This window comes from Rhodobacterales bacterium HKCCA1288 (assembly GCA_015693905.1).
Taxonomy (GTDB): Bacteria; Pseudomonadota; Alphaproteobacteria; order Rhodobacterales; family Rhodobacteraceae; genus M30B80.
Genome location: CP065161.1, coordinates 758294 through 777817, shown reverse-complemented (window position 1 = coordinate 777817; position 19524 = coordinate 758294). Strand labels below are relative to the sequence as shown.

At 58.1% G+C, this 19524-nt stretch carries 19 protein-coding genes; 7 read left to right on the top strand and 12 right to left on the bottom strand.

The annotated features are described in order from the left end of the window. Positions 1–26: 26 nt before the first annotated feature. From I3V23_03830 to I3V23_03790, 9 genes are all read right to left on the bottom strand, one after another. Positions 27–635: a CvpA family protein gene (locus I3V23_03830; protein QPI86118.1), complete on the bottom strand. Its 609-nt coding sequence runs from the start codon at positions 633–635 to the stop codon at positions 27–29. A gap of 26 nt (positions 636–661) precedes the next feature. Then, a complete protein-coding gene (radA, locus tag I3V23_03825) occupies positions 662–2029 on the bottom strand; it encodes a DNA repair protein RadA (GenBank protein QPI86117.1) in 1368 nt (455 codons plus the stop codon). Positions 2030–2078: 49 nt separating this feature from the next. Then, a complete protein-coding gene (locus I3V23_03820; protein ID QPI86116.1) occupies positions 2079–2825 on the bottom strand; it encodes an ABC transporter ATP-binding protein in 747 nt (248 codons plus the stop codon). Then, positions 2822–3610 (bottom strand): ABC transporter permease, encoded by a 789-nt coding sequence (locus I3V23_03815; protein QPI86115.1) that lies wholly within the window; start codon positions 3608–3610, stop codon positions 2822–2824. The genes I3V23_03820 and I3V23_03815 overlap by 4 nt, the downstream gene beginning before the upstream one ends. A 2-nt stretch (positions 3611–3612) precedes the next feature. Then, entirely contained in the window at positions 3613–4662 is a 1050-nt protein-coding gene (alr, locus tag I3V23_03810) for an alanine racemase (GenBank protein QPI86114.1), read from the bottom strand. 90 nt (positions 4663–4752) lie between these two features. Beyond that, a complete protein-coding gene (locus I3V23_03805) occupies positions 4753–6279 on the bottom strand; it encodes a replicative DNA helicase (GenBank protein QPI86113.1) in 1527 nt (508 codons plus the stop codon). A 243-nt stretch (positions 6280–6522) separates the two neighbouring features. Continuing rightward, positions 6523–7203, bottom strand: a complete 681-nt coding sequence (locus I3V23_03800; GenBank protein QPI86112.1) for an orotate phosphoribosyltransferase — start codon at positions 7201–7203, stop codon at positions 6523–6525. 12 nt (positions 7204–7215) lie between these two features. Further along, positions 7216–8262, bottom strand: coding sequence for a dihydroorotase (gene pyrC, locus I3V23_03795; GenBank protein ID QPI86111.1), 1047 nt, complete (start codon positions 8260–8262; stop codon positions 7216–7218). Positions 8263–8310: 48 nt separating this feature from the next. Next, positions 8311–9201: a hypothetical protein gene (locus I3V23_03790; GenBank protein ID QPI86110.1), complete on the bottom strand. Its 891-nt coding sequence runs from the start codon at positions 9199–9201 to the stop codon at positions 8311–8313. Positions 9202–9370: 169 nt separating this feature from the next. Here I3V23_03790 and I3V23_03785 point away from each other — a divergent pair, with 169 nt between their 5' ends. The 7 genes from I3V23_03785 (at position 9371) to I3V23_03755 (ending at position 17507) form a co-directional block, all read left to right on the top strand. Continuing rightward, complete coding sequence (locus I3V23_03785) at positions 9371–10294, top strand: MoxR family ATPase (protein ID QPI86109.1); 924 nt, start codon at positions 9371–9373, stop codon at positions 10292–10294. 6 nt (positions 10295–10300) lie between these two features. Beyond that, a complete protein-coding gene (locus tag I3V23_03780; GenBank protein QPI86108.1) occupies positions 10301–11569 on the top strand; it encodes a VWA domain-containing protein in 1269 nt (422 codons plus the stop codon). A 21-nt stretch (positions 11570–11590) separates the two neighbouring features. Then, the gene (locus I3V23_03775; GenBank protein ID QPI86675.1) at positions 11591–12568 is read left to right on the top strand and encodes an XdhC family protein; all 978 of its coding nucleotides are present in this window, start codon (positions 11591–11593) and stop codon (positions 12566–12568) included. After that, positions 12565–13572, top strand: coding sequence for a molybdopterin-binding protein (locus tag I3V23_03770; GenBank protein ID QPI86107.1), 1008 nt, complete (start codon positions 12565–12567; stop codon positions 13570–13572). The genes I3V23_03775 and I3V23_03770 overlap by 4 nt, the downstream gene beginning before the upstream one ends. A 106-nt stretch (positions 13573–13678) precedes the next feature. Further along, complete coding sequence (locus tag I3V23_03765) at positions 13679–14164, top strand: (2Fe-2S)-binding protein (protein ID QPI86106.1); 486 nt, start codon at positions 13679–13681, stop codon at positions 14162–14164. A 103-nt stretch (positions 14165–14267) separates the two neighbouring features. Continuing rightward, positions 14268–16631: a xanthine dehydrogenase family protein molybdopterin-binding subunit gene (locus I3V23_03760; GenBank protein ID QPI86105.1), complete on the top strand. Its 2364-nt coding sequence runs from the start codon at positions 14268–14270 to the stop codon at positions 16629–16631. An 87-nt stretch (positions 16632–16718) separates the two neighbouring features. Then, the gene (locus I3V23_03755) at positions 16719–17507 is read left to right on the top strand and encodes a xanthine dehydrogenase family protein subunit M (protein QPI86104.1); all 789 of its coding nucleotides are present in this window, start codon (positions 16719–16721) and stop codon (positions 17505–17507) included. Between the two features lie 85 nt (positions 17508–17592). Here I3V23_03755 and I3V23_03750 read toward each other — a convergent pair whose 3' ends face one another. The 3 genes from I3V23_03750 to I3V23_03740 form a co-directional block, all read right to left on the bottom strand. After that, positions 17593–18135 carry a translation initiation factor IF-3 gene (locus I3V23_03750; GenBank protein QPI86674.1) on the bottom strand — a complete coding sequence of 181 codons (543 nt, stop codon included), beginning with the start codon at positions 18133–18135 and terminating at the stop codon, positions 17593–17595. A 93-nt stretch (positions 18136–18228) separates the two neighbouring features. Beyond that, complete coding sequence (locus tag I3V23_03745) at positions 18229–19068, bottom strand: ferredoxin--NADP reductase (protein QPI86103.1); 840 nt, start codon at positions 19066–19068, stop codon at positions 18229–18231. 66 nt (positions 19069–19134) lie between these two features. Next, positions 19135–19524, bottom strand: a complete 390-nt coding sequence (locus tag I3V23_03740; GenBank protein ID QPI86102.1) for a DUF934 domain-containing protein — start codon at positions 19522–19524, stop codon at positions 19135–19137.

Here is a 19524-nt window from a genome sequence, read left to right as displayed (position 1 = left end):
TACCGCAACGCGGCGCGGGCACGCAGTTACGCGGCGGGCACGGATAGGAGTGCGCGCGCGCTTTGCGTGTCGCCTGCGGCAGGGGCCACGCATCCTGCGGTCAGCCCCTCATAGCGACCGATCAACCAACCCGGCGCATCGCTTGGGATTTCGCTGTCGATTTGCGTGGTCAGCGAGGCAAAGATTTGTGCGGTTTGGCTGTTCACAACTGCCGCCGCAGGATCGCTTCCTGCCAGTCGGTCATAGGCGACCAAGGCCACCGCCACCAAGGCAACACCGCGCAGCACGCCAAAGAAAAGACCCGCACCCGCGTCAAACCCGCCTAGCTTGGTTTTCTGGATGAATGAGGAAAACAGCGGTGAGAAGAGCGAGACAACAATCAGTGTCACAGCAAAGGCTGCCGAAAAGCCCAAGATCATGCCCAATTCGCAGCTGTCATCGACATATGGCCCGATATAGGGAATTTCCGAGATCAGTGGGCGCACTTCTGGCGCGGCCCAATAGGCCACGATGGCGGCGGCGATCCAGCCCAAGATGGACATGACCTCGCGCACAAAACCGCGCGAATAGGCCAAGATGGCCGAGATGAAAATCACCCCGCCTGCAATGCCGTCAATCATCGTGAACCCATCCATCGCCCGCTCCCTCACTTATTTTGGCGCTAGCCCGCGCCGAATATATCGCCCACAAATCGCGTCATATCCGCCATTTGCATCAGCTTAACACCCCCGACCGAGCCAAAATTGCAGCCCTCTGGCGCGATCACAGTCGAGAAACCAAGTTTTTGCGCTTCTTTCAACCTGTTTTCCGCCTGTGCCACGGGCCGAAGCGCGCCAGATAGGCTTAATTCGCCAAAAATCACCGACCCTTGTGGCAGCGCCGCATCCTCGCGCGCGCTCAGCAAGGCGGCAGCAACCGCCAGATCCGCCGCAGGTTCAGTGATCCGCAACCCGCCTGCGATGTTGAGATAAACATCAAGCCCCGCAAAAGCGATCCCCACACGGGCCTCAAGCACCGCCAAAATCATGGCAAGCCGTGCGCTGTCCCAGCCCACAACCGCGCGGCGGGGTTGACCAAGCGGGGAGGGGGCGACCAAGGCTTGGATTTCGACCAAGACGGGTCTTGTGCCCTCAATGCCTGCAAAGACCGCCGATCCAGGTGAGGCGGCTTCATTCTCTGAGAGAAACAGAGCAGACGGGTTTGCAACCTCGGAAAGGCCCGCACCGGTCATTTCAAAAACACCAATCTCACCCGCAGGGCCAAAGCGGTTTTTGACCGAGCGCAGAATGCGGAATTGATGACCGCGTTCGCCCTCAAAATATAGCACGCAATCGACCATATGTTCGACCACGCGCGGCCCCGCAATTTGGCCATCTTTGGTGACATGGCCCACCAAGATCACGCTGACCCCACGCCGTTTGGCGAAGGTAACCAATTCATGTGCTGCGGCGCGCACTTGGCTGACAGATCCAGGCGCGCTGTCGACTGTGTCAAGCCACATGGTTTGGATGGAATCGATAATCACTAAATCGGGGCGGGTTTCGTCCAAAGTGGTCAGAATATCGCGCAAATTGGTTTCTGCTGCCAAGGCCATCGGGGCTGCGCCCAGCCCCAGACGTTGCGCGCGCATGCGCACCTGTGCGCTGGCTTCCTCGCCCGAGACATAAACAACCGACAGGCCCTTGGCCGCGAAACTGGCCGCAGCCTGCAGCACTAGGGTTGATTTCCCGATACCCGGATCCCCCCCCAAAAGCAGCGCAGAGGCAGGCACAAGCCCACCACCAAGAACACGATCCAATTCCGCCAAGCCTGAAGGGTGGCGCGGTGGCGGGGCCTCTTGGCTGGCCAAATCCATCAGCGCCATTTTGCGCCCCTTGCCTGCACCCAAGCCCGATTTGGCGGGGCCTGCCGAAAGCGGGGCCTCCTCAACAATCGTGTTCCACTCGCCACAGCCATCGCAACGCCCGATCCATTTTTTATGAACCGTGCCGCATTGGCCGCAGATGAATTGGGTTATAGGTTTTGCCATGGCACAGGATTAGCGCGGGTCGCGCGCTTTGGCCAGAGTATGCTGCGCCTTAGCGCACCGCCTCAATCGGGCCATCGGCGGAGCCAGTGATAAACTGGCGCAAATAGGGGTCATCGGCGCTGTCCATATCCGCAACGGGGCCAGTCCATTGGATCACCCCGTCATGCAGCATGGCGATTTTATCGGCAATCGCGCGCACCGAGGACATATCATGGGTGATGGTCATGGCGGTTGCGCCCATCTCAACCACGATTTCGCGGATTAAATCATTGATCACGCCCGACATGATCGGATCAAGCCCTGTGGTTGGCTCGTCAAAAAAGATAATTTCAGGCTCCGCTGCAATGGCGCGGGCGAGGCCTACGCGCTTTTGCATGCCCCCTGACAATTCAGACGGGTAAAGGTCAGCGACATCGGGCTTCAGCCCCACACGGCGCAATTTTTCAATCGCGATCTCGCGCGCCTCTGATTTTGGCCGCTTAAGATGGCCGCGCATCAGACGAAAGGCCACGTTCTGCCATACGGGCAGACTGTCAAACAGAGCCGCACCTTGGAACAGCATCCCAAAGCGGGCCAAAAACGGGTCACGCGCGGCGCGGGTGACATCCTCGCCGTCAAGCAGGATCATCCCACTGTCATGGCGCACAAGACCCAAAACCGATTTCAGCAAAACCGATTTGCCTGTGCCAGAGCCGCCAATAATGACCATGCTTTCGCCTTTGGGAACCTCAAGGTTCACGCCGCGCAAGACCTGCTTGGGGCCAAAGGATTTATGGACATCGGACAGGGTAATCATGCGCTGAAAAACACCTCTGTCAGAATGTAGTTTGACGCCAAAATAAGGATAGAGGCCGAGACCACCGCATTGGTTGTGGCGCGGCCCACACCCGCGGCCCCTTTGCCTGAATTCATCCCGTGATAGCAACCCATCATGGCCACAATAAAGCCAAACACCGCCCCCTTGATCATGCCCGAGATGACATCCCAAGCTTCGAGAAAATCAACGGTGTTCTGAATGTAATTGGCCGCGTTGAACCCAAGCCGCGTTGTGCCCACCAAATAGCCGCCGAAAATCCCGATACTGTCCCCAACCGCCACCAAAAGCGGCAAGGACAGGGTCGCGGCCAAAACCCGGGGTAGGGTCAGATATTTGAGCGGGTTGGTCGAAAGCGTGACCAACGCATCAATCTGTTCGGTCACTTTCATCGTGCCAATCTCGGCGGCAATCGCAGCCGCCACGCGGCCCGCAACCATGAGGCCACCCAAAACAGGCCCAAGTTCGCGCACCATGCCAATGGCCACAATCGAGGGCACAACCGCCTCGGCGTTAAATCGCGCGCCCCCCGAATAGATTTGCAGCGCCAAGGCCCCGCCCGTAAACAGGGCGGTCAGGCCGACCACGGGCAGAGATAAAAACCCAATTTGCATCAGTTGGATCAGGAACTCGCGCGGGTAAAATGGCGGGCGAAACAGGTGCGAGACAGTCGCGCCTGCATAGATGCTGACGCGCCCTACACCTGCCAACAGCCCCATCACCGAGCGGCCAATCGTGGCAAGCGGTGCAAGAATGAGTGCAGCCATCCCTAACCCCCTTGATAGTGACGCTGATAGCGCGCGCCAAGCGAGGTGAGGATTTCATAGCCGATCGTGCCCGCATGATCCGCCAGTTGATCCACGCCTTGTGCGGGGCAGAGAATGTCTAGGTGATCTGGCACATCTGCCCCAAGCCCGCTGACATCCACCCCCATCAAATCCATCGACACGCGCCCCGCAAGCGGGCAGGGCGTGTCACCTGCATAGACTGCGGCTTTGCCCGTCATCGCGCGGATCAACCCATCGGCATATCCTGCAGCCACGGTTGCGATCTGGCGGGGGCTGTTGGGGCGATAGCCTGCGCCATAGCCCACAAACTCGCCCAACTCGACTGGCCGCACTTGGATGACGGGCAGGGAGAGACGCACCACGGGGGTCGCATCCGCAAAGGGCAGCCCCCCATAAAGCCCGATTCCAGGGCGGGTGAGATCAAAATGATAAGCCTCGCCCAAAAGAACGCCACCCGTGGCAGAGAGCGAACGGGGGTGATGCGTGCCATCGGTCATGGCGCGGAAATTTGCCAATTGCGCGGGATTTTCTGGGTGATCAGGCTCATCAGCGCAGGCCAGATGGCTCATGATCAACTGGCAGGGCCCGCGCTCGGCCTCATCGCGCAAGGCGGCCCAATCAGCCGCCTCCATGCCGAGGCGGTTCATGCCTGTATCAAGTTGAATTCCATAGGGCAGGTCGCCCGCATCGCGGTGGCGGCGGAATTGAGCGGCGGAATTCAAAAGGGGGATCAAATTGTGATCCCGCAACAGCGCGTCATCACCCGCCATATGACCCGAAAAGACGAAAATGCGGGCGTGCGGGAAACCCGCCTCCGTGAGGGCGGCGCGCAGTGCCGCGCCTTCTTCGGCAATTGCAACAAAGAATGTGTCAGCGCCTGCGCGGGCCAAGGCAGGGGCCACGCGCCCTGCGCCCAAGCCATAGCTGTCTGCCTTCACCACCGCGGCCGTTTTCGCGTTGGTCAAGCCGTCAAGGGCGTGCCAATTGGCGACAATCGCGCCCAGATCAATATGAAGCTTTCCAGATGCCATGCGCCTTCTGTCCCGTTTTCATCGGAACCCGTCAAGGGGCAAGGCGGGTTTTGTCCGAAATTCCAACAGATCATGGCACGAATGCGCGCCTTAGTTGAACCCGTCCGCGCCTTGCTGCCATGGTTTGACGAGATTGCCAAATTTGGTGAAGCGCCCCTCAAAGCTTAGCTCAACCGTGCCAACCGGCCCGTGACGCTGCTTGCCGATGATCACCTCGGCCTTGCCATGAAGCGCGTCCATGTCCTGCTGCCATTTTGCCATGGCCTCAAGATTTTCTTCGCCTGGTTTTTCGCGCTCTTTGTAATATTCGCCGCGATAGACGAACATGACCACATCGGCATCTTGCTCGATTGATCCAGATTCCCGAAGGTCTGACAATTGGGGGCGTTTATCATCGCGGTTTTCGACCTGGCGGGACAGCTGCGACAGCGCGATCACAGGGATATCCAATTCCTTCGCAATCGCCTTGAGCCCTTGGGTGATTTCCGAAATTTCGTTCACGCGGTTTTCGTTGCGGCCATTGCCCCGCAACAATTGCAAATAGTCGATGATCAACAAATCCAACCCCTGCGGGCTGCGCTTGAGGCGGCGCGCGCGGGCGGCGACCTGAGCAATCGGCAGCGCGGGGGTGTCGTCAATATACAAGGGGCAATTCTGCAAATCCTGCGCTGCGATCAGATAGCGTTGGAATTCTTGCTCGTTCAAATCGCCTTTGCGGATCAGTTCCGATGGCACCTCGGCCGCCTCTGACAGAACCCGCTGCGCCAATTGCGCGGCAGACATCTCGAGGCTGAAAAAACCCACCACACCGCCATCAATCGTGCCCTCTGTGCCATCATCCTTAAGACCCCGCTTAAAGGCACGGGCCACGTTAAAGGCGATATTGGTGGCAAGCGAGGTTTTTCCCATCGAGGGGCGCCCCGCAAGGATCAAAAGGTCAGAATGGTGCAAACCGCCCAACATCTTATCCAGATCAGCCAAGCCCGTGGAAAGGCCCGCCAAACCGCCCGACCGATTATAGGCTGCATTGGCCATTTCCACCGCATCATGCAGCGCGCGCAAGAATGATTGAAACCCGCGGGATGTGCTGCCCGTTGAGGCGAGTTGGAACAAATCGGATTCAGCCTGCACGATCTGCTCATCGGGCGAGACATCTTCGCGCATCGATTGCGCGCGATCTGAAATGGATTTTCCCAAATCAATCAGATTGCGGCGCACAGCCAGATCATGGATCAGCTGGGCGTAATCGCGCGCGGCCGATGTGGCGATGGCCGAAAGCTGCAATTTCAACAGGTATTCGGCCCCCCCAAGGGCGCGCAGACCTTCGTGTTCGGCCATAAAGTTTTTCAGGGTTGTCGCGTCTGTTTGCTGCCCCTTGAGGATGCGCGCCCGCGCAACCTCGAAAATCGCGCCATGCACGGGGTCATAGAAATGCGCAGGTTCAATCAGGTCTTGCAGGCGATCAATGACGTCATTTGACGCCAAAATCGCGCCCAGTAATTGCTGTTCGGCTTCGATGTTATGCGGCAGAGGGGAGAGGGCGCTTGCGTCCGTGTCGGGGTCACCATCGCCTGATTTGCGCAATGCTTTGGCATTGAGATTGGCGATCTCGCTCATGATTACTCCCCCGACAAATCACACCCTATCTGCGGTATGCTGCGTATGCCGCAGCGTCAATCTGGATATCCTGTGGATATGTTGACCCCCGACAATCACCCCAAGATATGGGTGCCCCCTTTGCAAACCCTACCACATAGGGCAAGGCGGCAGAAATTTTTTTCGGGCCTCTGCTTTGCTTGATGGATCGGGCTAATGAGGCCGCGTGAATTCTGGGCCGTTTTAGGGCCTGTGCCTTGGGGCTTAGGCGAATCCCCGCGCGGCGCGCCACCCTTCGGGGTCACGCAGGAAATGTTCGACCTGCTCAAGCGTGTTCGCGTCAAAGTCGTTGCCTGCGCGTGCCTCGGCAATCACATCGGCCCAAGTGCAGAGCCAATGCAATTCAACCCCGTGCTCCCGCAACCGCGGGATCGTGTCCTCGAAAATGCCGTAATAGAACACAACCGCCGTGTGCGCACAGCTTGCGCCTGTCTCGCGGATTGCATCGACAAAGCTCAGTTTTGAGCCACCATCCGTGGTCAAATCTTCCACCAATAGCACGCGGTCACCCGCATCCATTGCCCCCTCGATACGGGCGTTTTTGCCATAACCTTTGGGCTTTTTGCGCACATAGCTCATGGGGAGGGCCATACGCTCGGCCACGAAGGCGGCAAAAGGAATGCCTGCCGTCTCGCCGCCTGCGATATTGTTAAAGGCCTCAAGCCCCGCATTGCGCATGACTGTGCAGGTCAGGAAATCCATCAATGTGGCGCGCACGCGCGGGAAGGAAATAATCCGCCGACAGTCAATATAGGTGGGCGCACGTTTGCCCGATGCATGGGTATAGGGCTCGTCCGCGTTGAAATGCACCGCGCCAATATCCAGCAACATCCGTGCTGACATTTTCGCAATCTGCGCCTGATCGGGATAGCTTGCCGGGATCATGGCATGGCTCCTTTATTGGTCGAGAACCCGCCAAAACAGCGGATGGCCTGGGTCAAAGACAGTGACAGGCCCATCTTCTGTCTCGATTTTCGCGGGATAGGTCACAGGGGTGTCTTCCTTGACCAAGGTGATCATAGTGTCATTCGGGGCCAAACCATAGCGCGCTGGGCCAAAGAGCGAGGCGAAGCCCTCAAGTTTATCAAGCGCGCCTTCTTCCTCGAATACATGGGCGAGGCAGGCCATGGTGTTGGCTGCGGTGAAACATCCCGCACAGCCACAGGCGCTTTCTTTATTGGGGTCGGTATGGGGGGCGCTGTCCGTGCCAAGGAAGAAGCGCGGATTTCCCGAAATGGCGGCTTTGCGCAGCGCCTCTTGATGGGTCGCGCGTTTGGCCACGGGCAGGCAGTAGTAATGCGGCTTGATCCCACCCACCAAGATATGATTGCGGTTGATCATCAGGTGATGCGTTGTGAGGGTGGCCGCAATATCGCCACTTGCCTCCCGCACATAGTCGATCCCATCGCTTGTGGTGACATGTTCAAGCGTCACTTTGAGCTCAGGAATATCACGGCGCAGCGGGTCAAGAACCGTGTCTAGAAACACTTTTTCGCGGTCGAAAATATCGACATCATGGCGCGTGACCTCGCCATGGATGCACAAAGGCAGGCCAATCTCCGCCATCTTTTCCAAAACGGCGCGCACATTGGCGATGTCGCGCACGCCTGAGGCGGAATTTGTGGTCGCCCCTGCAGGATAAAGCTTCACCGCCGTGATCAGTCCCGCCGCATGCGCGGCGGCCAGATCGTTGGGATCAGTGCCTTCGGTCAGATATAATGTCATCAAAGGGGTGAAGGTCATGCCTTCGGGCAGGGCCGCCAAAATACGGTCGCGATAGGCGCGGGCATCGTCCCCTGTGACCACGGGCGGCACAAGGTTGGGCATGATGATGGCGCGACCAAAATGGCGCGCGGTTTCGGGCAATACGGCGCGCAGCATTGCACCATCGCGCAGGTGCAAATGCCAATCATCGGGGCGGCGAAGGGTCAGGCTGTGTGTCATGTTCCTTGCGCTACAGAATTCCCGCAGCCTTGCCAAGGGGTAAGCGCGCTATCTGGTGGGCGTATAGCCTGCGGCCCGTGCGGCGAGTTTTGGGTGATTGCGCGCCTTGGCCTGTGCCGCGAGATTGACCAAATAGGTTTCATCCGCGCGGGCGCGATCCCGAAAAATTTGGCGCAAGCGGGCGGTGGGATTGTCTGCCTCAAGGGCCAAAACAAGATCCCCCAATCCGCCATCGGCCATTGCCAATCGTTCGATCAGCGGGCTGTGGCGGGGCAAAGATATTTTCGTCACATGCGCGCCACGATAAAGCGCGGCATGAGCGGCGGACATCGTGGTTGCAGGGTCAAAAATCAGATAGAGCGCTTTGGCATGCGCACTCATCTCGGGGGCAAAGCCAAATCGGGTCGAAAAATCCAACCGCTTGGCCCGTGAAAACCGCGTCTCAAACGGCGCATCTTTGGGCGCAAGGCTGGCCACGGGGGAGGTCAGGATCAACTCGGGCTGTGGCGCTGCAATCGACAAGGCCGCGGCCGCATAGCCGCCAACAGGCCCAAGGCCGCAAAAGACAACGCGTTTGAAACTGTCAAAAAAACCCTCATCCACCAATCTGTCGATATAGGCAAAAAGATCAGAATCGCGGAACCATGTTTGCCCTGCGGACATGAATGTCAGGGTGGAAAACCCATGTTGCTGTGCCAATTCTGTGCCCAAGGGCAGGCCTTTTGTCCCCATCGCCGCCAATCGCGCTGCGTTGTCGAAGGTCACAACCAAATCCATACCACTTTCAACGAAGAGCGCGAAATGCTTGCGCCCAAGCTGTGTAAAACTGCCATAATCCTTGCCAAGCTGCGCCATTTTCGCGCGCCAGACTTGTGCTGCATTCGCGGTCTGGCCCTCGCCTGGGCGAGGCTGGCCAGTGCTTGGGATCAATTCATTCATGAAATATGCGTTGCAAGGGGGCCACTTTCGCGCCCGCTGCCGCTCCTTTTTTGTCGTAACCCTGTTGCGATCCTAGCAGCTGAGAAGGACGGAACAAAGGGAATTTGCACGGGCTTGACCGCGCGCTATTCTCTCGCCTTGATAGGGGCAACACATTGAGGGAGGCAGCATGAGCGGGACACCAAACCAAACGGCAATTCCCCCATCCATTGACGCATTGCGCGCAGGGTTGAGCGCCGAAGGCTATATCTGCGGCAAATCATTGGGCACGGTTGCCTATCTTGCCCTCAGCCTTGGGCGGCCTTTGTTTCTAGAAGGCGAGGCAGGCACGGGGAAAACCGAGATTGCCAAATCTATTGCCGCGATGTTGGGCCGCCGCCTGATCCGCTTGCAATGCTATGAGGGGCTTGATGCGGCCTCTGCGGTCTATGAATGGAATTTTGCCGCGCAGATGGTCGCCATCCGCGCAAGCGAGGCTGCGGGCGGCGCAGATCGCGCAAGCCTGACCGCTGACTTGTTCTCGCAAGATTATTTGATCGAACGGCCTTTGTTGCAGGCCATGTGCCCTGATCCCGCAGGGGCGCCTGTTTTGTTGATTGATGAGATTGACCGAACAGATGAACCTTTTGAGGCGTTCCTCCTTGAGGCGCTGTCAGATTTTCAGGTCACAATCCCCGAGCTTGGCCAGATCAAAGCCCCAGAGCCGCCCATCGTCATCTTGACATCAAACCGCACCCGCGAGGTGCATGACGCGCTCAAAAGGCGGTGCCTCTATCATTGGGTCGACTATCCCGACATCACCCGCGAGATGGAGATTTTGCACGCCCGTGTGCCACAGGCGGCAGAGACACTCTCGCGCGAGGTCGTGGCTTTCGTGCAGCGCCTGCGCAGCGAAGATCTATTCAAAAAGCCAGGTGTCGCAGAAACGATTGATTGGGCGAAATGTCTGCTTGCGCTTGATGTGATCGAATTATCGCCTGAGGTGATTGCAGATACGCTTGGCGCGATTTTGAAATATCAAGACGATATCGCGCGGCTGCAAGGGTCTGAGGCCAAGCGTATCTTGGACGAAATCCGCGCCGATTTGGGCTAGGGCGCTATGGAATACGCCCCGCTTGATCTGCCCGACAATCCGCAGCTTTTGCGCAACCTTGCGCATTTTGCGCGCGCCTTGCGCGTCGCGGGTCTGCCTGCGGGGTCAGGGCGTGTGATGGATGCGGCGCGCGCCTTGGCCAGTGTCGGTTTTACGGATCGGGATACGTTTTTCTATGCTTTGCGTGCTTGTTTTTGTACGCGCCCCGAGCATTTGCCAATTTTTGCGCAGATCTTCCGCCTCTATTGGCGGGATCCGCGTTATATGGAACATATGATGTCCTTGATGCTGCCCGCTATTCGCGGCGTGGCGGAGGAGCGCCAAGCCAAACCTGCCGAAAAACGCGCGGCAGAAAGTTTGCTGGACGGGATCACGCCTGAGGCCCCCGATATAAAAGGCGAGGATCGCCCGCAGGACACGGAAATCGAAATTGACGCAAGCCTGACGATGAGCCGTGAAGAACGCTTGCGCAGCCTTGATTTCGAACAAATGTCCGTGGCTGAAATGGCCGAGGCGCGGCGTATTTTGGCGCGGTTGAGCCTGCCTGTGCCACCGCTCCTGACCCGCCGATATGCGGCAGATGCCAATGGCACCAAGCCCGATTGGCGCAGAAGCCTGCGCCAAGCCATGCGCCATGGTGGCGAGATGCAAGGCTTCGCGCGCAAGGCGCGGCGCGAAAGGATGCCGGCCTTGATTTGTCTTTGCGATATCTCTGGGTCGATGTCAGCCTATAGCCGTGCGGTTTTGCATTTTCTGCACGCGCTCTCAAACGCGAAAGGGGCGGGTTGGTCAAAGGTCCATGGGTTCACCTTTGGAACGCGACTTACCAATATCACCCGCCACTTGCGTGGGCGCGATGTGGATGCGGCGCTGGCCGCTGCGGGGGCGGAGGCGCAAGATTGGGAAGGCGGCACGCGCATTGGGTATTGCATCGACCGCTTTAACCGCGATTGGTCGCGCCGTGTTATGGGGCAGGGCGCGATTGTTCTTTTGATCACCGATGGTCTGGATCGGGATGATCCCGAACTGTTATCGAGTGCGATGCAGCGTCTTAGCTTGTCATCTAAGCGGCTGATCTGGATTAACCCGCTTTTGCGTTGGGAGGGGTTTGCGCCAAAGGCCGCAGGTATTCGTGCCATTTTGCCCCATGTTGATATGTTCCGTGCGGGGCACAATATCGCGGCGTTGCAGGGCTTGGCCGAGGCGCTGAATGCGCGCGGGGATTTCAACGAAAAAGCACGGCTTGCGCGGATGCTATCCGATGCGGCAAGCTAAAGTGGAATGGGAGGGGTCATGATGGAAAATATGCCCGAATTGGCGCTTGAATGGCATCGCGCGGGTCGCGGTGCGGTCTTGGCCTCTGTGGTGGAGACATGGGGCAGCGCGCCGCGCCGTGTGGGCAGCCAATTGGTGGTTGCAGGCGATGGCGAGATGCAAGGCTCCGTATCGGGGGGCTGTGTCGAAGGGGCTGTGGTTCTTGAGGCGCAGGATATGCTTGCCACCCATGCAACCGCGCCCAAGCTATTGGAATTTGGGGTTTCTGATGATGCAGCCTTTGCTGTGGGCTTGGCCTGTGGGGGGCGGATTAAAATTCTGCTGCAGCCCATTGGCGGAGCCTTGCCCGAGGCCATCTTGCAGCATCTCGTTGCGGCGCGTGCGGCGCGCCATGCGGTGGCCTTGATCAGCGATGTCACGGGCGCAGCCCCGCCGCATGTCGTAGAACGCGCAGAAGCGCCCGATCTGAGCGAGGCCTTCGCCAAGGATAAATCGGGCCTTGATGCGGAGGGCTTGCGCTATATTGCAATCCACAACCCGCCGTTGCGCATGGTTGTTGTGGGGGCGGTGCATATTGCGCAAAGCCTGATCCCAATGGCGCAAATGGCAGGGTATGATGTGACGCTGGTTGATCCGCGCCCGGCCTTTGGTTCGACCGCCCGCTTTGAGGCGGTGCGACTGCTTGATGCTTGGCCAGATGAGGCCTTGGATGACATCGGGCTTGATGCCCGCACCGCCGTTGTGACCTTGACCCATGATCCCAAGCTTGATGATCCCGCAATCATGGCCGCGCTGCGGGCCGATGTGTTTTATCTGGGCTGCTTGGGTTCAACGCGCACCCATGCAAAACGGGTGGATCGCCTGACCGAGGCAGGCTTTGGTGCCGAGGCTATTGCGCGCATCCATGCCCCTGTTGGTTTGAATATTGGGGCGATGGGCCCTGCAGAGATTGCAATTTCGATCATGGCGCAAATCACTGAAAGGTTGCGCAAATCATGAGGTTTGGGCCGCGTCCGATAACCGAAGGGATGGGCGCGATCTTGGCCCATTCCGTGCCCGTTGAAGGGGGGGTGATCCGTAAGGGCACGCGCCTTGGGGCAGATCATATCGCGGCGCTGCAGGCCGCGGGCGTGGCCGAGGTGACAGTGGCCGCGATGGAGACGGGCGATGTCGATGAAAACACCGCCGCCGCGCGATTGGCGCATGCGTTATGCGGTGCCGATGCAGACCTTGAAATTGAAGCCGCCTTTACAGGGCGGGTCAATCTGCGCAGTCGCGGCGCGGGCATTGTGTCGGTGGATGCCGCAAAAATCGCGGCGGTGAATGCGATTGATCCCCGCATCACGGTTGCCACCCTGCCGCCATGGCAGCGTGTCTCAAAGGGGATGATGGTCGCCACAATCAAGATCATTCCCTATGCCGTGCCAGAGGCCGCGCTCTTAGCCGCGGAAGAGGCGGCCCGTGGTGGGGCCTTGGCCCATATCGCGCCGCAGATCTCTTCGGCCACCCTGATCCTCACGAGCCATGAGGGGCAAAAGGCGGCCGCGCTTGAGGCGAAATCTATCGCTGCGGTTGAGGCGCGTCTGGCTGCGTTGCATGTTGACCTCAAAGACACCCACATCTGCCCGCATGACAAAGCCGCACTTGAGGTTGAGATTGCGCAGGCAAAGTCAAGCCTGATCTTAATTCTCACCGCCTCTGCCACATCTGACATTGATGATGTGATGCCTGCTGCGCTGCGGGGCGCGGGGGGGCAGGTGACGCGGTTTGGAATGCCCGTTGATCCAGGCAATCTTTTGGTTTTGGGCGCATTGGCAGACATCCCTGTCATAGGCTTGCCCGGTTGCGCGCGCAGTCCCGCCTTGAATGGGGCAGATTGGGTGTTGGAGCGGGTTATCTGTGGCCATCCGCCAAGCGCCGAAGAAATTGGCGCGATGGGGGTTGGGGGCTTGTTAAAGGAAATTCCCACGCGGCCACAGCCCCGTGATGGACGCAGACGATAGCCCCCTCACGCGGGTTTGAGGGGGCAAATTGGCGCGAATGCATTTTTTTGTTTTGCCATTGGCAAAATCCATGTTTGGATAACAGCAAACGTTCAGGGAGGATCGAATGACGACGGTCAAACTATCAGTAAATGGAAAGGAAATGTCAGCCGAGGTTGAAGGCCGCACACTTCTTGTTGAGGTGCTGCGCGAAAAACTTGGTCTGACAGGCACCCATGTGGGCTGTGATACAAGCCAATGCGGGGCTTGCACCGTTCATGTGGACGGCAAATCTATGAAATCATGCTCGGTTCTGGCGATGGATGTCGCGGGCGCAGAGGTGACCACAATCGAAGGCATGGCCAATCCTGATGGCTCGCTTTCGGTGATCCAAGCAGCCTTCAAAGAGCATCATGGCCTGCAATGCGGGTTCTGCACACCTGGTATGGTGATGACGGCAGCTGCCTTGCTGAAAGAAAACCCAAAGCCCACCGAAGGCGAAGTGCGCGCCTATCTTGAAGGCAATATCTGCCGCTGCACGGGCTATCATAACATCGTCAAAGCGATCCTTGCGGCCTCGGGCCAAGATGTCGCGGCGATGGCTGCAGAATAAACGCCACCCCTTCGGGCGGAGGAGGCCCGAGGGTAGGTAATCAAAACAAACTGGCCTGCCTCATCGTCAGGTGGGCGTGACAGAACCCAAGGGAGGAATGACCATGCCAAAAGATAGTGGCATCGGGGCCGCGTCAAAGCGGCGCGAAGACCTTAGATTTCTGACGGGTGGCGGTCGCTACACCGATGATATCAATCTCAATGGACAGGCTTATGTCTATTTCCTGCGCTCGGATGTGGCGCATGGTCGGATTAAATCCATCGACACCAAAGCGGCTTCTGCAATGCCAGGCGTGGTGCGGATCTTTACCGGCGCAGATTTTGAAGGGGTGGGCACCATCCCCTGCGGCTGGCAGGTGACCGACCGCGAGGGCAACCCAATGAAGGAGCCCGCGCACCCAATCCTTGCCCAAGGGAAAGTGCGCCATGTGGGTGACCCGATTGCCGCCGTTGTGGCCGAAAGCCTGAGCGCCGCGCGCGATGCGGCCGAGGCCATCGAGGTTGATATCGAAGAATTGCCTGCCGTCATCGACATGAAAAAGGCGGTCGCTGCGGGCGCGCCGAAAGTGCATGACGATTTGGCCGACAATCTTTGCTATGATTGGGGCTTTGTCGAAGACAACCGCGCAGCGGTGGATGAGGCGATCAAGAACGCGGCGCATGTCACTACGCTGGAACTTGTGAACCAACGCCTTGCCCCCAATGCAATGGAGCCGCGCGTTGCGGTGGGTGATTATAATAAGGGCACCGATGAATCGACCCTCTATACCACCTCGCAAAACCCCCATGTGATCCGCCTTTTGATGGGCGCATTCGTGCTTGGCATCCCTGAGCATAAGCTGCGCGTGATTGCCCCCGATGTGGGGGGTGGGTTTGGCTCAAAGATTTTCCATTACGCAGAAGAGGCCTTCTGCACCTTCGCGGCCAAAGCGATTAAACGGCCCGTGAAATGGACATCTTCGCGGTCTGAGGCGTTTATGTCTGACGCGCATGGCCGTGACCATGTGACCAAAATCGAACTTGCCTTGGATAAGGACAATAACTTTACCGCCATTCGCACTGAAACCTATGCGAATATGGGCGCGTATCTGTCCACCTTCGCGCCCTCGGTTCCAACGTGGCTGCATGGCACATTGATGGCGGGCAATTACAAAACCCCGCTGATCTATGTGAATGTGAAGGCGGTCTTTACCAATACCGTGCCTGTGGACGCCTATCGCGGGGCGGGGCGGCCTGAGGCCACCTTCCAGCTTGAGCGCGTGATTGACAAAGCGGCGCGCGAATTGGGCGTGGATCCTGTGGAATTGCGGCGGCAGAATTTCGTCACCGAATTCCCCTATCAGACGCCTGTCGCCGTGCAATATGACACGGGCGATTATAACGCCACCATGGACAAGCTGATGGAGATGATCGACCGCAAAGGGTTTGATGCCCGTGCTGCCGAAGCGAAAAAGCGCGGCAAGCTGCGTGGTCTTGGGATCAACTCCTATATCGAGGCGTGTGGTATTGCGCCTTCGCAATTGGTCGGTCAGTTGGGCGCGCGCGCGGGCCTCTATGAATCGGCCACTGTGCGCGTGAATGCCACCGGCGGGCTTGTTGTCATGACAGGCAGCCACAGCCATGGGCAGGGTCATGAGACATCCTTTGCCCAAGTTGTGGCCGATATGATTGGTATTGATGAAAACATGGTTGAAATCGTGCATGGCGATACAGCCAACACGCCAATGGGCATGGGCACTTATGGCTCGCGCTCTTTGGCGGTGGGCGGCTCTGCCATGGTGCGCGCAACGGAAAAGATCATCGCTAAGGCCAAGAAAATCGCGGCTCATTTGATGGAGGCGTCTGAGGCCGATATCGAATTGAAAGATGGTCAATTCTCAGTGGCAGGCACGGATAAATCGGTGGCTTGGGGCGATGTAACCTTGGCCGCCTATGTGCCGCATAACTATCCGCTGGATGAGATCGAACCCGGTCTTGAGGAGACAGCCTTTTATGATCCGTCCAACTTCACCTATCCTGCGGGCGCTTATGCCTGTGAGGTGGAGGTTGATCCTGATACGGGCAAGGTCGAGATCATGGCCTTTGCAGCCGCCGATGACTTTGGCAACATCGTCAACCCGATGATCGTGGATGGCCAAGTACATGGCGGGATCGGTCAAGGGATTGGTCAGGCCCTGCTTGAAGGGGTCAGCTATGACGAGAACGGGCAAATCTTGTCGGCGAGCTATATGGATTATGCGATGCCACGCGCCGATGATCTGCCCTTCTACAAGGTCGATCATTCCTGTCAGACCCCTTGCACCCATAACCCGTTGGGCGTGAAAGGCTGCGGCGAGGCGGGGGCAATCGGCTCGCCCCCTGCGGTGGTGAATGCGGTTGTCGATGCGTTGAACCGCGGCGGTCATGCCGTGACGCATATTGATATGCCCCTGTCACCGCACCGCGTCTGGCAAGCAATGCAGGGCTAAAGAAAACACGCGCGGGCCGGTGCTCTGACCCGCGCACCATAAACGTCAAAGAGGGGCCATGCCCCTTGGAACCAGAGGAAACGGGATATGTATAATTTCGACTTTACCCGCCCAAGCAGCATCAAAGACGCGGTTGCGGCCATTGGCGTAGGCGGTCAGGCGCTCAGTGGCGGGCAGACCCTCATCCCCACGATGAAAGCGCGGCTTGCCATGCCTGAAACCTTGGTCAGCCTCACAGGCATTCAAGAGATGAAGGGCATTTGCACCAATGATGCAGGCCAGATTTGCATCGGCGCGGCAACAACCCATGCAGAGGTCGCACGCGAGGTGGCCAAATCTTATCCGGCGCTGTCTGATCTTGCAGGCCATATCGGGGATCCCGCCGTGCGTAACCGTGGCACAATTGGCGGCAGCCTTGCCAATAACGACCCCTCTGCCTGCTACCCGTCTGCGGTGCTAGGCTCAGGGGCCGTTGTGAAAACCAACAGCCGCGAAATCGCTGCGGATGATTTCTTTCAAGGCATGTTCACCACGGCCCTTGAAGAAGGCGAGATTATCACCGAGGTGAAATTCCCCGTGCCGCAAAAGGCGAATTATCAAAAATTCGTGCAGCCCGCCTCGCGCTTTGCGCTTGTCGGGGTGTTTGTTGCGAAATTCGCAGATGGTGTGCGCGTGGCGGTCACGGGCGCGTCAGGCGAGGGCGTGTTCCGTTGGACGGAGGCCGAAGCGGCACTGTCCAAGGATTTCACCGCAGCGGCGCTTGACGGCGTAGCGGCCCCTTCGGCGGATGGGATGATCTCTGATCTGCACGGCACAGGCGCCTATCGCGCTCATTTGGTCAAAGTGTTGACCGCGCGGGCTGTCGCGGCAGCTTAAGGTCAGCACAATCCAAAAAAAGAAAGCCCCGCGAAAGCGGGGCTTTTTTCGTGCCATGGGCCTGAGGCCCATGCCCTCGTCCAGATTATTTTGCGGGGCCGATCATCATTACCATTTGGCGACCTTCCAGCTTGGGCATATTCTCGATCTTACCCACGCCTTCAATCTTTTCGGCTACACGTTCTAGCAATTCACGGCCCAATTGTTGGTGCGCCATTTCGCGGCCACGGAAGCGCAGCGTTACCTTCACCTTATCCCCATTCTCAAGGAATTTGATGGCATCGCGCACCTTGCGGTCGAAATCGTGATCATCGGTGCCAGGCCGCATTTTGACCTCTTTGACCTCGATCACCTTTTGCTTTTTGCGGGCTTCGGCTTCACGTTTCTGCTGTTCATATTTGAACTTGCCGAAATCCATGATTTTACAAACGGGCGGTTCAGCATTTGGGGAGATTTCCACCAAATCCAATCCTGCCTCATCTGCCAATTCCATTGCGCGTTCTGGGGTGACCACCCCAATATTCTCGCCCTCTGCGCCAATCAGGCGAACTTCGGGGCAGCGGATACGGTCGTTGACGCGCGGGCCAGTGTCACGGCTGGGCGGCGCGTTGTGGGGTCTGCGGGCTATGGGTTTTGTCCTTCTGTGGTTTTACAGTGATGATGCATTAACCTACAGGCCCACCAAAGGGCTTTCAAGGGGGCACGTTCTTGGCTGCTGCAATCAGTCAAGAAAGGCCTTTTCCACAACGTAATGCTGTGGGTTGGAATTGGCCCCTTCGACCAAACCATAGCCCTCAAGCATATCTTTGATCTCAAGATTGAAGGCGAGGTTGCCACAGACCATGGCGCGGTCGCATTCGGGGCTGAGGGGCGGAACACCCAAATCTTCGAACACAGTGCCTGCCCGCATCAAATCGGTGATGCGGCCCATCTTGGGGCTCGGTTCGCGGGTGGTGGTGGGGTAGTATCGGATTTTATCCGCGAACCCGTCACCGATCAATTCGCGCAACAGCTCATCTTGCCTGATCTCTTCGATCAGGGTGCGGCCATAATCCAATTCTGCCACTTCGCGGCAGGTATGGGTGATGATGACCTCGTCATAATCTTCATAGGTTTGCGGCTCGCGCAGGAGGCTTGCGAAAGGGGCAAAGCCCGTGCCCGTGGCAAAGAACCAAATCCGCTTTCCAGGCAACAGCGCATCATGCACCAATGTCCCCACAGGTTTGGGGCGCAGGATGATTTCATCACCCACTTGGATATGTTGCAGCTTTGAGGTCAGGGGGCCGTCTTGCACCTTGATAGAATAGAATTCCAATTCTTCATCCCAGGAGGGGGAGGCAATGGAATAGGCGCGCAATAGCGGTTTGCCGTTATCGCTCATCAATCCGATCATAACAAATTCGCCCGACCGAAAGCGCAGGCTTGCAGGCCGCGTTACGCGGAAGGAAAACAGCCGATCCGTCCAATGTTTCACAAAGGTCACGCGCTGCGCATCGGGCAGGGTGGGGGTGGCTTTGGGGAGGGTCGATGTTGCGTCTGTCACGTCACTTTGGCCTATCATTCGGAATGGGCACAGCCCTAGCATATGCCCGCAGTTGTAAACTTTGATTTATGTCAGGGAAAGGCGCTATTCGCCGCGTAGGCGATTTTGGTAATCATGCGCGCGCCAATCGGCCCGAAACACCCATGCCTCTTGCGGTTGTCTGCGGGCCAGATCAGGGCTGATTTCCACCTCGTCAAACCCTGCGCGCCGCGCCATAGCGTATTGATCCGCAATGACATGACCCGCAGCGCGCAAGCGCCCTGAGAACCCCGCCATGCGCAGGCGTTTGGCCCATGTGAAGCCACGGCCATCGGAAAAGCTGCCAAAGGGAATGCAGATCGCGCTATGGCCTTGCGGTGTCTGGAGGGCCGCGTCAAACGCGGCGGGATCGCTGAGTTCAACCATCTCTGCGGGCCGCGCCGCCTCTGGGGTAAAGCCCTGATCGGTGACCACAATATGGGGGGTGGTGTTCAT

Coding starts and splice junctions, on each gene's coding strand:
- I3V23_03745 (QPI86103.1), bottom strand. CDS start 19,068: ATGATAGGCCAAAGTGACGTGACAGACGCAACATCGACCCTCCCCAAA.
- I3V23_03740 (QPI86102.1), bottom strand. CDS start 19,524: ATGAACACCACCCCCCATATTGTGGTCACCGATCAGGGCTTTACCCCA.
- I3V23_03815 (QPI86115.1), bottom strand. CDS start 3,610: ATGGCTGCACTCATTCTTGCACCGCTTGCCACGATTGGCCGCTCGGTG.
- I3V23_03790 (QPI86110.1), bottom strand. CDS start 9,201: ATGAATGAATTGATCCCAAGCACTGGCCAGCCTCGCCCAGGCGAGGGC.
- I3V23_03775 (QPI86675.1), top strand. CDS start 11,591: ATGGAAAATATGCCCGAATTGGCGCTTGAATGGCATCGCGCGGGTCGC.
- I3V23_03785 (QPI86109.1), top strand. CDS start 9,371: ATGAGCGGGACACCAAACCAAACGGCAATTCCCCCATCCATTGACGCA.
- I3V23_03805 (QPI86113.1), bottom strand. CDS start 6,279: ATGAGCGAGATCGCCAATCTCAATGCCAAAGCATTGCGCAAATCAGGC.
- radA (QPI86117.1), bottom strand. CDS start 2,029: ATGGCAAAACCTATAACCCAATTCATCTGCGGCCAATGCGGCACGGTT.
- I3V23_03820 (QPI86116.1), bottom strand. CDS start 2,825: ATGATTACCCTGTCCGATGTCCATAAATCCTTTGGCCCCAAGCAGGTC.
- I3V23_03755 (QPI86104.1), top strand. CDS start 16,719: ATGTATAATTTCGACTTTACCCGCCCAAGCAGCATCAAAGACGCGGTT.
- I3V23_03770 (QPI86107.1), top strand. CDS start 12,565: ATGAGGTTTGGGCCGCGTCCGATAACCGAAGGGATGGGCGCGATCTTG.
- pyrC (QPI86111.1), bottom strand. CDS start 8,262: ATGACACACAGCCTGACCCTTCGCCGCCCCGATGATTGGCATTTGCAC.
- I3V23_03765 (QPI86106.1), top strand. CDS start 13,679: ATGACGACGGTCAAACTATCAGTAAATGGAAAGGAAATGTCAGCCGAG.
- I3V23_03780 (QPI86108.1), top strand. CDS start 10,301: ATGGAATACGCCCCGCTTGATCTGCCCGACAATCCGCAGCTTTTGCGC.
- alr (QPI86114.1), bottom strand. CDS start 4,662: ATGGCATCTGGAAAGCTTCATATTGATCTGGGCGCGATTGTCGCCAAT.
- I3V23_03830 (QPI86118.1), bottom strand. CDS start 635: ATGGATGGGTTCACGATGATTGACGGCATTGCAGGCGGGGTGATTTTC.
- I3V23_03800 (QPI86112.1), bottom strand. CDS start 7,203: ATGATCCCGGCAAGCTATCCCGATCAGGCGCAGATTGCGAAAATGTCA.
- I3V23_03760 (QPI86105.1), top strand. CDS start 14,268: ATGCCAAAAGATAGTGGCATCGGGGCCGCGTCAAAGCGGCGCGAAGAC.